The 12716-nt window shown below is 65.7% G+C and carries 11 protein-coding genes and 1 tRNA gene; 6 read left to right on the forward strand and 6 right to left on the reverse strand.

Annotated features, from left to right (window positions below; genetic code table 11):
* Window positions 1-838: 838 nt before the first annotated feature.
* Window positions 839-2008, reverse strand: a complete 1170-nt coding sequence (locus AmiPiv_RS22125) for an NAD(P)/FAD-dependent oxidoreductase (protein ID WP_340040916.1) — start codon at window positions 2006-2008, stop codon at window positions 839-841.
* A 96-nt stretch (window positions 2009-2104) separates the two neighbouring features.
* Here AmiPiv_RS22125 and AmiPiv_RS22130 point away from each other — a divergent pair, with 96 nt between their 5' ends.
* Together AmiPiv_RS22130 and AmiPiv_RS22135 are read left to right on the forward strand one after the other, a co-directional pair.
* The gene (locus AmiPiv_RS22130) at window positions 2105-2995 is read left to right on the forward strand and encodes an HpcH/HpaI aldolase/citrate lyase family protein (RefSeq protein WP_340040918.1); all 891 of its coding nucleotides are present in this window, start codon (window positions 2105-2107) and stop codon (window positions 2993-2995) included.
* A 21-nt stretch (window positions 2996-3016) separates the two neighbouring features.
* Window positions 3017-3223: a DUF1737 domain-containing protein gene (locus tag AmiPiv_RS22135; RefSeq protein ID WP_340040920.1), complete on the forward strand. Its 207-nt coding sequence runs from the start codon at window positions 3017-3019 to the stop codon at window positions 3221-3223.
* A gap of 28 nt (window positions 3224-3251) precedes the next feature.
* Here AmiPiv_RS22135 and AmiPiv_RS22140 read toward each other — a convergent pair whose 3' ends face one another.
* On the reverse strand, window positions 3252-3674 hold the full coding sequence (locus AmiPiv_RS22140) for a metallopeptidase family protein (protein ID WP_340040922.1): 423 nt from the start codon (window positions 3672-3674) through the stop codon (window positions 3252-3254).
* A 191-nt stretch (window positions 3675-3865) separates the two neighbouring features.
* On the opposite strand from AmiPiv_RS22140, the gene AmiPiv_RS22145 reads away from it, so the two are divergent.
* From AmiPiv_RS22145 to AmiPiv_RS22155, 3 genes are read left to right on the forward strand one after another with little or no spacing between them, the layout of a single operon-like run.
* A complete protein-coding gene (locus tag AmiPiv_RS22145) occupies window positions 3866-4873 on the forward strand; it encodes an ImuA family protein (RefSeq protein WP_340040924.1) in 1008 nt (335 codons plus the stop codon).
* Window positions 4815-6284 carry a DNA polymerase Y family protein gene (locus AmiPiv_RS22150; protein ID WP_340040926.1) on the forward strand — a complete coding sequence of 490 codons (1470 nt, stop codon included), beginning with the start codon at window positions 4815-4817 and terminating at the stop codon, window positions 6282-6284. The genes AmiPiv_RS22145 and AmiPiv_RS22150 overlap by 59 nt, the downstream gene beginning before the upstream one ends.
* On the forward strand, window positions 6281-9622 hold the full coding sequence (locus AmiPiv_RS22155) for an error-prone DNA polymerase (protein ID WP_340040928.1): 3342 nt from the start codon (window positions 6281-6283) through the stop codon (window positions 9620-9622). The genes AmiPiv_RS22150 and AmiPiv_RS22155 overlap by 4 nt, the downstream gene beginning before the upstream one ends.
* A 58-nt stretch (window positions 9623-9680) precedes the next feature.
* On the opposite strand, the gene AmiPiv_RS22160 is transcribed toward AmiPiv_RS22155, so the two are convergent.
* The 4 genes from AmiPiv_RS22160 to AmiPiv_RS22175 form a co-directional block, all read right to left on the reverse strand.
* Entirely contained in the window at window positions 9681-9908 is a 228-nt protein-coding gene (locus AmiPiv_RS22160; protein ID WP_340040930.1) for a Trm112 family protein, read from the reverse strand.
* Window positions 9909-10038: 130 nt separating this feature from the next.
* On the reverse strand, window positions 10039-10710 hold the full coding sequence (locus tag AmiPiv_RS22165; protein ID WP_340040932.1) for an LON peptidase substrate-binding domain-containing protein: 672 nt from the start codon (window positions 10708-10710) through the stop codon (window positions 10039-10041).
* A 65-nt stretch (window positions 10711-10775) separates the two neighbouring features.
* The gene (gene trxA, locus AmiPiv_RS22170; RefSeq protein WP_340040934.1) at window positions 10776-11741 is read right to left on the reverse strand and encodes a thioredoxin; all 966 of its coding nucleotides are present in this window, start codon (window positions 11739-11741) and stop codon (window positions 10776-10778) included.
* Between the two features lie 60 nt (window positions 11742-11801).
* The gene (locus tag AmiPiv_RS22175) at window positions 11802-12314 is read right to left on the reverse strand and encodes a prolyl-tRNA synthetase associated domain-containing protein (RefSeq protein ID WP_340040936.1); all 513 of its coding nucleotides are present in this window, start codon (window positions 12312-12314) and stop codon (window positions 11802-11804) included.
* A 211-nt stretch (window positions 12315-12525) separates the two neighbouring features.
* On the opposite strand from AmiPiv_RS22175, the gene AmiPiv_RS22180 reads away from it, so the two are divergent.
* Window positions 12526-12600 (forward strand) — tRNA-Gly (locus AmiPiv_RS22180).
* The last annotated feature ends 116 nt before the right edge of the window (window positions 12601-12716 follow it).

The raw sequence follows: 12716 nt of genomic DNA on the forward strand, positions 1-12716 counted from the left end.
CGGCATCGGCCTACGCTTCCATCGTTGCGAGTACCGATGGAGGCGAATATGGCAAAGCGGCCCTTTACTGTTTGATTTCATCCGCGGTCTCGCCTCTCTGCCGGTCGAAGCCGGCGGCGATATGGGCGGCGGGAGCGAAAGCTGATCCGGCATTCGTGCCGGGTACGACTGAGCCGTCCGGGTCCGAGCCCGCGACGGCTCTTTCATTTTCCCCGGTCGCTTGCAGCTTTCGGCCGCCGGCGGGGCTCGCGGGCGGGGGATGAATTCCCGCGCATTGCCGAGATAACTTATTGTTATCGCTCGCACTTCGAAAAAACTTCGAGCCGATTTCTCCACGCCTTCGGCAGCCGGCTTAAGATCAGCTCATCTCCCTCGCGGGAAGCCTGGTGCGCGCACCGGGTATCAGGTGGGGGAGACGGTGTCCTGGCCGGTGGCGCTAACGGTGGCGTCGCTGGGTGTTGAGCCCCCAGGCCAGGGCCCCGCCAGCCGTCGCGCGAAAATGCGTTTCCACGGCACGAGGGTGGGGCAAGAGCACCGGCGGACGCATGGCGGCGTGCCGCATACATAGTATCAGGAAGGCGCGCCCCATGCGCCGGCTTCCCACATGACCAAATCCCGGCTGGTGCGCCAGGCCGGGCGGCTCGTCTATGGGCTCGGCGCATCCCTCAGGCACGAAGGCACATCCGCTTGAAACGACCGCAAGCACGTCGATGGCGTACCGAACGGGCAGGGAGGAGAGATCAGCGTTGAGCCATGGCCGATTGCCCACTCCGCTCCCCGTCGACCCTCATCCTCGATCAGTTCACCCTTCGACACCCTCGGGATGAGGGGCAGAAAGCTAGATCACGTTCAGCTCGCGGAACGCCCGGCCCTCGGCGATGCGCTGGTAGCCGAAGGCGGAGCAGTCGATGCTGCGGTAGCCGCCATGGACGATGAGCTCGGCCAATGCCCTGCCGACGGCCGGCGCCTGCTGCAGGCCGTGGCCGGAGAAGCCGTTGGCGAAGATGAAGTTTTCGACCTCTGGATGCGGGCCGATGACGGCGTTCTGGTCGAGCGCGTTGTAGTCGTAGTGGCCGACCCAGGCGCGTGTCGGCTTGATCGCCTCGAAGGCCGGCACGCGGGTGGCGAGCACGGGCCAGATCACCTCTTCGAACAGCGGCCAGTCGGGGTTGAAGTCTTGCGGATCAGCCGCCTGCTCGCCGTCCTCGCTCTCGGCCCCGCCGGTAATGTAGACCGAGCCCTCAGGCCGGACATAGACGCCGCTCGGGTCGACCATCAGCGGCATGTCGTCGAAGCGGTCGCGCGCCTCGAACACGAAGACGTTGCGCTTGCGCGGCTCGACCGGCAGCACCAGGCCTGCCATGGCCGAGACCTTGCCGGCGTTGGGGCCGGCGGCGTTGATGATGGTGCCGGCTTCGAGCCTTTCGCCGTTCGTCAGCGTCACGGCCACGACGCGATTGCCCTGCCGCTCGATGCCGGCGACCTCGGCGGTGATCAGGTCAACGTTCTTGGTCTTCAGCGCCTTGCGGAACAGGCCGAGCATGGCATGCGCGTCGAACCAGCCTTCGCCCGTCCGGCCATAGGCGCCGGCGGAAATGCCTTCGGTCGAGATCCACGAGAAGCGCTTCGAGAGCTGTCCGGCGTCCTCGAGCACGATGTCGGCGCCCTCGGCCATCTGCGCCTCGTGGTTGGCCTTGAGGATCGGCAGGCCGTTCTCGCCGGCCAGGATCAGGTAGCCGCCCTCGCGGAAGCCGATGTCGGCGTCCGCGCCGAACTCGTCCTTCAGCCGCCGGAACAGGCCGAGCGTGAACTGCGACAGGCGGATGTTCTCGGGGATCGAGAACTGCTGGCGGATCGAGGCGCAGGACAGCGTGGTCGCGGCCGTGGCGAATTGCGGATCGCGTTCGACCAGCGCGATCGAGCCGGTAAAGCCCTCGTCGCGGAGGTAGTAGGCGATCGAGCTGCCGACGATCGCGCCGCCGATGATGACCACGTCGTAGCGTGCCATGAAATGATTCCGTCTGTTCGGATGGAGGAGAAAAGCAGTTACGCCACCGCCCGGCAAGCACTTGCAAGGGCCAGCATTGCCGGGCAAGAAGACCAGATGTCACATTCTCCGTCCCGCCCCCGCCGTTCGGCGCTGTTCGTGCCCGCCACCAACGAGAAGGCGATCGCCAAGTTGCCGCAGCTTGCCTGCGACGCCGTCATCTTCGACCTGGAGGACGCCGTGCTGCCCGAGCACAAGGCTGTGGCGCGCGACAGGCTGGCGGGCTTCTTCGCCGAAAGGCCGGCGGGCAACCGCGAATTCCTCGTCCGCATCAATTCGCTGGCGAGCCCCTGGGGCGTGGAGGATCTCACCGCGGCGAGCGGATGGGCTATCGACGGCGTGCTCCTGCCCAAGATCGCGACGCCGCGCGACATCATCGAGGCGGGCGACGTGCTCGACGACAACGACGCGCCCGACGGCGTCCGGCTCTGGGCGATGATCGAGACGCCGCGCGCGCTGGTCAACATCGCCGCCATCGCCGAGCTCGGCCGCGATCCCGCCGCGCGGCTGGCCTGCCTGGTCGCCGGGCTCAACGACCTCGCCAAGGACACCGGCGTGATGCTCACGCCCGACCGCCGCTACCTGCAGGCCTGGCTGATGCAGATGGTGCTCGCGGCGCGGGCCGGCGGCGTCGACATGCTCGACAGCGTCTCCAACGATTTCCGCGACCTCGATGCCTTTTCGAGCGAATGCCGGGAGGCGGCCGCGATGGGCTTTTCGGGCAAGACGGTGATCCATCCCGCCCAGATCGGCCCCGCCAACGAGGCGTTCTCGCCCTCGCCCGAGGCGCTTGCCGAGGCGCGCGCCGTGGTCGATGCCTTCGCGCTTCCGGAAAATGCCGGGCGCAGTGTAATCTCGCTCGAAGGCAAGATGGTCGAGCGGCTGCATCTCGCCCAGTCCGAAAGGCTGCTCGCCCGGGCGGCGATGATCGAGAAGCTGAAGAACTGACAGCTCGACGCGGAGACAAGCATGAAACTCTACCGCTTCCTGACCGGCCCCGACGACGCCACCTTCTGCCACAAGGTGACGGCGGCGCTGGACAAGGGCTGGCACCTGTTCGGCTCGCCCACCTATTCCTTCGATGCCGAGACCAAGGCCATGCGCTGCGGCCAGGCCGTGGTCAAGGACGTCGACGGCGTCGAATACGATCCCGCCATCAAGCTCGGCGATTTCTGAGCGGGTGAATGCGGGGGAGGCGCCGCGTTCAGTCGACCGACGCTTCCAGCTTTTCCATGTCGTCGTCGGAAAGGCCGAAATGGTGGCCGATCTCGTGGATCAGCACATGGGTGACGATGTCGCCCAGCGTCTCCTCGTTCTCCGCCCAGTAGTCGAGGATCGCCCGGCGGTAGAGGGTGACGCGGTTGGGGCCTTCGCCGGTCTGCGGGTTCCAGCGCTCGGCGATGCCGCGCCCCTCGAACAGGCCGAGCAGGTCGAAGGGCGTCTCCAGCGACAGGTCGTCCATGATCTCGTCGGTCGGGAACTCGGCGATCTGGATGACGACGTCGCCGGTGAGGGCGCGGAATTCTTCCGGCAGGTGGGCATAGGCTTCGAGCGCCAGGAGCTCCATCTCCTCGATCGAGGGCGACAGCTGGTCGTGCCAGGCGCGGGTCTTGTAGATGCGGGCCATTCTTTTTCCTTTTGAGGGCATATAGCCTTTCACCGCACGCCTTACGAGGCCTTTGCCGTGGCGGGGATGATTTAGGGCCGGAGGTGCTTGCCCTGAGAGGAATAGATTCTCATCGAATCGGCTTGACTCTCCCCGATGGCTCTGGAATCTATAAGAACATAACAGGAACACACTGAGGAAGGCAGACCGGCATGGCGACCAGCGCCGTGGCGCGGGACGTCGTTTTTGCCCTGCGCCAGAAGATAGCGAAGATCGAGGGGACGCTGGCCGAAAGGCTGGCCCCACCTTCCGACGGCCAGTCTTCCGCCGGCCAGCCGGCTGCCTGTCTCCTGGTTCGCCGCAACGGTCTTGCCTCGGCGCGCGACTTCTTCCTGCCGACCGGCGTCGAGCGCCTCGACGAAATCTTGGGTGGAGGGTTGCCGAAGGCGGCGTTGACCGAGATCCACGCGGCCGAGACCCGCAATGCCGGCGCCGCCGCAGGGCTCGCGCTCTGTTTCGTCAGCCGCATGCTGAAGGAGCGGTCGCGGCCGCAGGATCTGGTCCTGTGGGTCGGCACGTCCGAGATTTTCCGCGAGGCGGGGCTGCCCTATGCGCCGGGCCTTTCAAGGTTCTTCGGCATTCCTGCCGAAAGCCTGCTGCTTGCCGAGGCGCCGAAGCCGGCCGACGTGCTCTGGATCGCCGAGGAGGCGGCCCGCATCGAGGAGATCGCGACAATCGTGGTCGAGATGCGGGGCAATCCGCGCGGCGTCGACCTCACTGCGACGCGCCGCCTGCACCGGCGGGCGCAAGACAGCGGCCGTCCCGTCTTCCTGCTGCGCCAGTCGGCCGAGCCGGAGCCCACGGCCGCGCCCGTCAGGCTGGTCGCAGCACCTGCGTCGGCCACCCTGCGGCAAACGCTTCTCGGGCCGCTGGCCGGTTCGATCGCAGCACCCGCATTCGCCGTCGAGATCGGCAAGAGCCGCACGGCTCTGCCCGGCAGCTTCATTCTGGAATGGAACCCTGATGCACGAACCCTCGCAGAAAGAAGAGATACCCCAGAGAATCGTGTCGCTGTGGCTACCCCATCTCGCGGCCGAACGCGTACTCAGGCGGCGGCTGGGACGATCCTGGCGTTCAAGCCCGCAACTGGTGAAGCCGCTGGTGACCAGCCATCGCGAGAGCAACACCCAGCGCATCGCCGGCCTCGACGCGCGGGCTGAGGCGCTCCGGCTGAAGCCGGGCATGGGCATAGCCGAGGCGCGCGCCATGCATCCCGACATCGACGTGGTCGAAGCCGATCCCGAGGCCGATCGCAGGTTGCTCGAAGGGCTCGCCGACTGGTGCGACCGCTACACGCCGCTCGTCGCTCTCGATGGCACGGACGCACTGTTCCTCGACATCTCCGGCTGCGCCCATCTCTTCGGCGGCGAAAAGGCGCTGCTCAACGACCTGATGACGCGCTTCTTCCACCAGGGCTTCAGCGTGCGGGCCGGTCTCGCCTCGACGCCGGGGGCGGCATGGGCCGCAGCCAGGTTCGCCACCGGCCATATCCTGGCGCCGGGCAGCGAGCGCAATTTCCTCGCCTGCCTGCCGCTTTCGGCGCTCAGGATCGATGCCAGGACGAAGACGAGCCTCGAGAGCGTCGGGCTGAGGACAGTGGGTTCCATCATGGACGGGCCGCGCGCGCCGCTCGTCCGCCGTTTCGGGGCGGAGCTCATCGAGCGCCTCGACCAGGCGCTCGGCCGGCTCGAAGAGGCGATCTCGCCGCGACTGCCGGTGGCACCGCTTTCGGTCGAACGGCACCTCGCCGATCCCCTGTCGCTCATCGACGATATCGAGCGGCTGGTCGGCCTGCTTGCCGTCACCCTCAAGGTCGATCTCGAACGCAGGGAGGAGGGCGCTCGGGCGCTCGAGCTTCTGCTGTTCAGGGTCGACGGTATGGTCAGTCGCATAACGGTCGGCGCCTCGCGCCCCATCCGCGAGCCGGCCCTGGTGCAGAGGCTGTTCCACGAACGGCTTGCTGTACTGGGCGAAACCATTGATGCCGGCTACGGCTTCGATCTCGTGCGCCTTTCGGCTCTGTCGACGGCCCGGTTCGACGCCCGCCAGGCCGACCTCGCCGGCGAGGTCGACGATGGTGGTGAGGAACTGGCGATCTTTGCCGACCGGGTCGGCGCGCGCCTCGGCGATGCCGCGGTTCTCGAAGCCGTTGCTGTCGAGAGCCACCTGCCGGAACGCGCCGCGCCCGCCATCCCTTACGCCCGGGAAGAGGCTCGCAAGGATGCAGCCGGGCGCCCGGCCAGGGAGGTGCAGCCTGCCGGCAGGCGCTCCCGGGAGGCCGACCGTCCGATCCGGCTGTTCCGGCAGCCCGAGCCCATCGACGTTCCCGCGACCGAGGTGCCCGACGGTCCGCCGCTCAACTTCCGCTGGCGCCGGGCACTGCATCGCGTGGCCCGCGCCGAAGGGCCGGAGCGCATCGCGCCCGAATGGTGGCGGGAAGGGGCGGACGCGCCGACGCGCGACTATTACCGCATCGAGGACGCCGAGGGCCGCCGCTACTGGCTCTACAGGCAGGGCCTCTACAGCGCACAGGCAGTGCCGCGCTGGTTCCTGCACGGGGTCTTCGCATGAACGCAGTCGCTGCAACCGCCTATGCCGAATTCGGCATCCAGTCGAATTTCTCGTTCCTGCGCGGGGCGTCGACGCCGGAGGAACTGGTCGCCACGGCAAAGCTTCAGGGGTATTCGGCCATCGGTCTTGCCGACTGCAACACGGTGGCAGGTGTCGTCCGCGCTTGGCAGCAGTCCAAGGTGGACGGCCTCACCTATCATCCGGGATGCCGGCTGGTCTTTTCGGACGGCACGCCCGACATGCTTGCCTATCCGCAGGACCGCAACGGTTGGGGTCATCTCTGTCGTATGCTGACCCAGGCCAACATGCGCGGCGAGAAGGGTGCGCCGGACCTGCGCCATGAAGACCTGCTTGAATGGGGCGATAGTCTGTCGCTTGCCGTTTTTCCCGACGTGTCGGAGGCGGTACAGGACCAGATGTCCCTGCTGCGGCTGCTGAAGGGCCGCTTCGACACAAATCTCTGGCTGGCGGTTTCGCCGGAATATCGTGGCGACGATCGTTTCAGGATCGAGCAGGCCGCCGCCTTGAGCACAGCGGTCAAGCTGCCACTCATGGCCACGAATAATGCCCTCTACCATATTGCGGAACGGCGCTCGCTTCAGGACGTCCTGACCGCCATACGCTTGAATGTACCGGTCGGCGAAGCCGGTTTCACCCTCGCCGCCAATGCCGAGCGTTACCTAAAGCCCTTCCCGGACCTTGCCCGCCTCTTCCGCAGCCATGGGGCGGCTTTGGCAGAGACGCTGCATTTTGAGGAGACGCTCGGGTTTTCGCTCGGAGAATTGAAGCATAACTACCCCGATGAAACGACCGAGGCCGGGGTGGATCCTCAGGTCGAACTGGAAAGGTTGACCTGGGAGGGCGCCCAGAAGCGATACCCAAGGGGTATTCCCGAAAAAGTACAAGGCCTTATCCGCCACGAGCTTGGGATCGTCGCCGATAAGAAATACGCACGCTATTTTCTCACGGTCCGCGACATCGTCCGCTTCGCTCGGTCCGAGGACGTGAATATCCTCTGCCAGGGACGTGGCTCGGCGGCCAATTCCGTCATCTGCTTTTGCCTTGAGATCACGGAAGTGGACCCCTCCCTTACGGATGTTCTTTTCGAGCGGTTTGTTTCAACGGAGCGGGACGAACCGCCGGATATCGATGTCGATTTCGAGCACGAAAGACGTGATGAGGTCATTGCCTACATCTACAAAAAATACAGCGAAAAACGCACTGCCCTCGCCGCGTCCGTTGTCACCTATCGCGGTCGTTCCGCGCTGCGCGAAGTTGCCAAAGCCATGGGGCTATCGGATGACATCAGGGGTGCGCTGTCAGCTTCTATCTGGGGCTGGTACTCATCCGAACTTGGCGAGAAGGAGGCGCGGGCGGGTGGCCTCGACAAGGCAGATCCGCTGACCAGACATATCATCGACCACGCCAATGACATCATGGGCTTTCCACGACACCTTTCGCAGCATGTCGGTGGTTTCGTCATCACCAAGGACCGGCTCGACGAGATCGTACCCATCGTCAAGACGGCGATGGACGAACGCAAGATGGTCGAATGGGACAAGGACGACCTCGATGCCGTTGGCATACTGAAGGTCGATATCCTTGCGCTTGGAATGTTATCTTGCCTGAAACGCGCATTTGATCTGCTTGAGGCTCATTATGGCGTCAGGGATGAATATGGCAGACAGCTGGGGCTGGCTAATATCCCCAAAGAGGATTCCCGCGTCTACGACATGATCTGCCGCGCCGACACGCTCGGCGTCTTCCAGATCGAGAGCAGGGCGCAGATGTCGATGCTGCCGCGACTCCGGCCCCGCAAGTTCTATGACCTTGTGATCGAAGTGGCGATCGTCCGTCCCGGTCCTATCCAGGGCGACATGGTGCACCCCTACCTCCGTCGCCGGCAAGGCAAGGAGCAGGTGGAATATGCGCTTCCGGAACTGAAGGAGATACTTGATAAAACCCTCGGCGTGCCGCTGTTCCAAGAGCAGGCAATGCGAATTGCGATTGAGGTCGGCGGTTTTACGCCCGGAGAGGCGGATCAGCTGCGCCGTTCTATGGCTACTTTCAGACGCACTGGCACGATCGGCAACCACCGCAAAAAAATGATTGATGGCATGATGGCGAAAGGGTGCCCTGCAGACTTCGCCGAGCGCTGCTTCAAGCAGATCGAGGGGTTCGGCGAATATGGCTTCCCGGAAAGCCACGCCGCGTCCTTCGCCTTGCTCGTCTACGCCTCCTGCTGGTTCAAGGCCTTTTATCCGGATGTCTTCTGCGCCGCGATCCTCAACTCGCAGCCAATGGGCTTCTACAGGCCGGCGCAGCTGGTGCGCGACGCGCAGGACCACGGCGTCGAGATCCGCCAGGTCGATGTCAATCATTCCGTCTGGGACTGTACGCTGGAGCGTTCGGGATTCGACCCAAAACGCATCCAGCCGCGCCACGCCGAAATGCGCGACGTCATCAAGACCAGCCATGCCGTCCGGCTCGGTTTCCGCCAGATCAAGGGGCTTTCCGACAAGAAGATGCGGGCATTCGTCGAGCGGCGCGGCAAGGGCTATGTCTCGGTGCGGGATGTCTGGCTGCGTTCGGGACTCGATGTCGGCGAGATCGAGCTGCTCGCCCAGGCCGATGCCTTCCGCTCGATCGGCGTCGACAGGCGCGCGGCGCTGTGGGCCGTGCGGGCGCTCGACGGCAAGAGTGCCGCCGAGATGCTGCCGCTGTTCGACCGCCCCGATGTCCAGCTGGCCGACAACGAACCCGAGACGCAGCTGCCGCGCATGCCGCTCGGCGAGCACGTCATCCACGACTACCGCTCGCTCGGCCTGTCGCTCAAGGCGCATCCGGTGGCCTTCCTCAGGCATCATCTCGACCGTGCCGGCATCACGCCCAACGCGCGGCTCGGCTCGGTGCCCGGCGGGCGGCGTGTCTCCGTCGCCGGGCTGGTGCTGGTGCGCCAGCGGCCGGGCAAGGGCAACGCCATCTTCCTCACGCTGGAGGACGAGCATTCGATCGCCAATGTCATCGTCTGGGCGCGCGTCTTCGAGCGCTTCCGACCCGTCATCATGGGGGCGAAGTTCATTCGGGTCACCGGCAAGCTGCAGACGGAATCGGGCGTGATCCACATCGTCGCCGACAAGATGGAGGACCTGACGCACTGGCTGGCGGCGATGTCGGAGGAATTGCAGCCAAGTGCGGAGGCAGGCGCCGGGTCTTCGCCGGAAGGGCGGGCAAGTGCCGCGAACAAGGCGGCGCGCGACCCGCGCATGCTGCAGAGCTACGAAACCTTGGCCCGCAAGGCGAGCAGCGTCATGCCTAAGGGCCGGAATTTTCAATGATGCGGGCTTTACCGATGCGGGAGAATGCTATCACCCCGATGGGTGTTCAGGCCCCGCCTCATTCTGGCGACGGCCGCCGCTTGGTTCCCGTCTCCGCCTCGTCGACCGGCCTTGCCTCGGAAGGCAGCATGACCGGGATGCCGTCGCGGACGGGATAGGCGAGCCGCGCCAGCCGCGAGACCAGTTCGCCGCGCTCGGCGTCCCAGACGAGCGGCCCCTTGGTCAGCGGGCAGGCAAGCAGCTCGAGCAGCTTGACGTCGATGCCGCGTCCCTTCGTTTCGGCCATCCGCACCTCCGCCTGTCGACCGCTTCCGTTCCGCCGCGCCCGTCGCATCCGGATGCTGCCATTTCCGTCCCGCATCGTTCCCCCGAAGCATGGCGGGATTCGGTCACGCGGTTCCGTCGCTCGGCCGCGCCTATTGCAGGCTCGAACCGAAATCATCGTTGTCACGCGCCAGCGTCATCTCGGTGATTGCGATCAGCGTCTCGGCGCGGGTCTTGAGGTCGGGAGCCTCGAGCAGCGCCTGCTTTTCGGCGGCGCCATAGGGCGCCATCATCGACAGGGCATTGACCAGCATCGCATTGTCGGCCCGGCTGACGCTTTCCCAGTCGGCCTCGAGTTCGTTGGCCTGCAGATAGGCGCGGAAGGCGCGCAGCAGCGCCGGGCGGTCGATGTCGGTCGCCGCCCTGTCCTCGGCGAGATCGGCGACGAAGGGAGCGATCTTGCACTGCCTGAAGGGGGTCTTGACCGCAATCTCCTGCACCACGCGGAATCGGCACACTCCCTGCAGCGAAATCAGGTAGCGCCCGTCGCCGGCCTCGGTGAAGGAGGTGATGCGCCCGATGCAGCCGACCGGGCAAAGCTCGGGCTCGCCGTCGGCCATGAGCGTGCCATCGAGCGCCGGCTGGATCATGCCGATCAGGCGCGAGCCGCCGATCGCCGCATCGACCATCTGCAGGTAGCGCGGCTCGAAGATGTTCAGCGGCATGCGGCCGCCGGGCAGAAGCAGCGCGGCCGTCAGCGGAAACACCGGGACAGTCGCCGGGAGATCGGTGCCGAGCCTGTAGTGCGCGTTTCCTGCCTGCATGGTACCCCCTGCCGATCTCTATCTGGGGCGGTTCCGGCGCGCCGCAAGCCCGTTTCGCCCAATCGTCACGAAAACAGCAGCGACGACAGCTTGCGCCGGGTGGCGAGCGTCACCTCGTCGGTCATGCCCCAGGCCTCGAACAGCTGCAGGAGCTGCGCCCTGGCGCCGTCGTCGTTCCAGCTGCGGTCGGCCTTGACGATGGCGAGCAAATTGTCGGCCGCCTCGGTGCGCTGCCCCTTGGCATTCTGGATCATGGCGAGGTCGAAACGCGCCTGGTGGTCCTTCGGGTTTTCGGCGATGCGGCGTTCCAGCTCGGCGGCGTCGCCCAGGCTGGCGGCCTGCTCGGCCAGCGCCAGCTTGGCGCGCACCGAAGCGATCGGGGCGGCATCCTTCTTGCCCTCCGGGACCTGGGCCAGAACTTCCTCGGCCCCCGCGCTGTCGCCGGCCTCGAACAGGAGATCGGCGAGCGCGGCGATGGCGTCGACATTGTCGGGCGCCTGCGCCAGCACGGCGTCGTACATCTGGGCCGCGGCCTGCAGGTCGCCCGCGGCGCGGGCTTCCGCTGCCGCCGCCATTGCGTCCTCGACCTGGGCGCCGCCGCCCTTGCCGGCGACGCGGTCGATGAATTCGCGTATCTGGGTCTCGGGCACCGCGCCCATGAAACCGTCGACCGGCTGGCCGTTCTTGAAGGCGATGACGGCCGGGATCGACTGGATGCCGAGCTGGCCGGCGATCGCGGGATGGTCGTCGATGTTCATCTTGACGAGCTTGACGCGTCCTCCGGCGGCCTGCACCACGCGCTCGATCACCGGCGTCAGCTGCTTGCACGGCCCGCACCAGGGCGCCCAGAAGTCGACCAGCACCGGCTGCTTGCGCGATTCCTGGATGACGTCGGCGGCAAAGCCGGCGGTGGTGGTGTCCTTGATCAGATCGGACGCCGGCGCCGCACCGGCTGCCGGCGCGCCGGCATATTGCACGTTGGTGGAGTATTGGCCGCTGACGCCGCCGAAGGGATTGTTCTGGTTGCTCATCTTCGATCTTTCGGTAGAGGCGGCCGCTCGCAATGGCCGTTAAAGCCAAGCATGTGGCGATCAGCCGGAGACTTTCAAGATAACAGGGTCGTGGCCGGTCGCACGGACGAAATGCAAGAGATCGTCGCGGCCGATCGAGGTCGTCGCCTCGTTGGTCAGCGGGTGGGCATTGACCACCTCGTTCTCCATCAGGCTGCTGTCGAGCACGACCTTCACCCGCGCCGCGGTGTCGTTGATCAGGCCGAAGACGGTGACGGCACCCGGGATCACGCCGAGCAGCTCCATCAGCGCCTCCGGCTTGCCGAAGGACACGCGGCTCGATGCGCCGATGAGGTGGTGGATCTGCTTGAGGTCGACCTCGGCCTCCTCGGCGACGGTGACGAGGAAGAAATTGTCCTTCTTGTCCTTGAGGAACAGGTTCTTGGTGTGCCCGCCCGCGATCTCGCCGCGCAGCGCCTGCGAATCGGCGACGGTGAACAGCGGCGGATGGTTGCGCGTCCTGACCGCGATCCCCAGTCCGTCGAGGAAAGCCATCAGTTCGGCCTGGGTCTTGGGGGTCGCTGGAGCTGTCATGGAATCTCGCCCGGATTGCTGTGCGCTACGGTTTATGGGCAATGCCAGGAGCCGACACAAGCCTGCCCGTGCCGTCGCGGCAGCCTTCCCGTGGGTCAACACCCGGTTTTCCGCGCCTGCGAAAAAAGATGAAAAAAGAGCGCTCATACCCTGTTGCATTCACGGCGCTCTTCGGCCATATAGGCGCCGTTGCGGCGGCGAGCCGCGGCGAGCGGGTGTAGCTCAGGGGTAGAGCACAACCTTGCCAAGGTTGGGGTCGAGCGTTCGAATCGCTTCACCCGCTCCAATTACTCCACGAAAAAGGCCGCGGTTCTCCGCGGCCTTCGTCGTTTCTGGGGCGGTCTTGTCGGTGGGCAGGGCTGCCGATCCCATATGTCCGGTCGATCATCGGCGAACGTCGAA

It is taken from the genome of Aminobacter sp. Piv2-1 (genome assembly GCF_037625995.1).
Lineage (GTDB): Bacteria > Pseudomonadota > Alphaproteobacteria > Rhizobiales > Rhizobiaceae > Aminobacter.

What these genes read in the sequence shown, in the direction of transcription:
- AmiPiv_RS22125 (WP_340040916.1), bottom strand. Translation starts at nt 2,008, where the DNA reads ATGGCACGCTACGACGTGGTCATCATCGGCGGCGCGATCGTCGGCAGC.
- AmiPiv_RS22130 (WP_340040918.1), top strand. Translation starts at nt 2,105, where the DNA reads ATGTCACATTCTCCGTCCCGCCCCCGCCGTTCGGCGCTGTTCGTGCCC.
- AmiPiv_RS22135 (WP_340040920.1), top strand. Translation starts at nt 3,017, where the DNA reads ATGAAACTCTACCGCTTCCTGACCGGCCCCGACGACGCCACCTTCTGC.
- AmiPiv_RS22140 (WP_340040922.1), bottom strand. Translation starts at nt 3,674, where the DNA reads ATGGCCCGCATCTACAAGACCCGCGCCTGGCACGACCAGCTGTCGCCC.
- AmiPiv_RS22145 (WP_340040924.1), top strand. Translation starts at nt 3,866, where the DNA reads ATGGCGACCAGCGCCGTGGCGCGGGACGTCGTTTTTGCCCTGCGCCAG.
- AmiPiv_RS22155 (WP_340040928.1), top strand. Translation starts at nt 6,281, where the DNA reads ATGAACGCAGTCGCTGCAACCGCCTATGCCGAATTCGGCATCCAGTCG.
- AmiPiv_RS22160 (WP_340040930.1), bottom strand. Translation starts at nt 9,908, where the DNA reads ATGGCCGAAACGAAGGGACGCGGCATCGACGTCAAGCTGCTCGAGCTG.
- AmiPiv_RS22165 (WP_340040932.1), bottom strand. Translation starts at nt 10,710, where the DNA reads ATGCAGGCAGGAAACGCGCACTACAGGCTCGGCACCGATCTCCCGGCG.
- trxA (WP_340040934.1), bottom strand. Translation starts at nt 11,741, where the DNA reads ATGAGCAACCAGAACAATCCCTTCGGCGGCGTCAGCGGCCAATACTCC.
- AmiPiv_RS22175 (WP_340040936.1), bottom strand. Translation starts at nt 12,314, where the DNA reads ATGACAGCTCCAGCGACCCCCAAGACCCAGGCCGAACTGATGGCTTTC.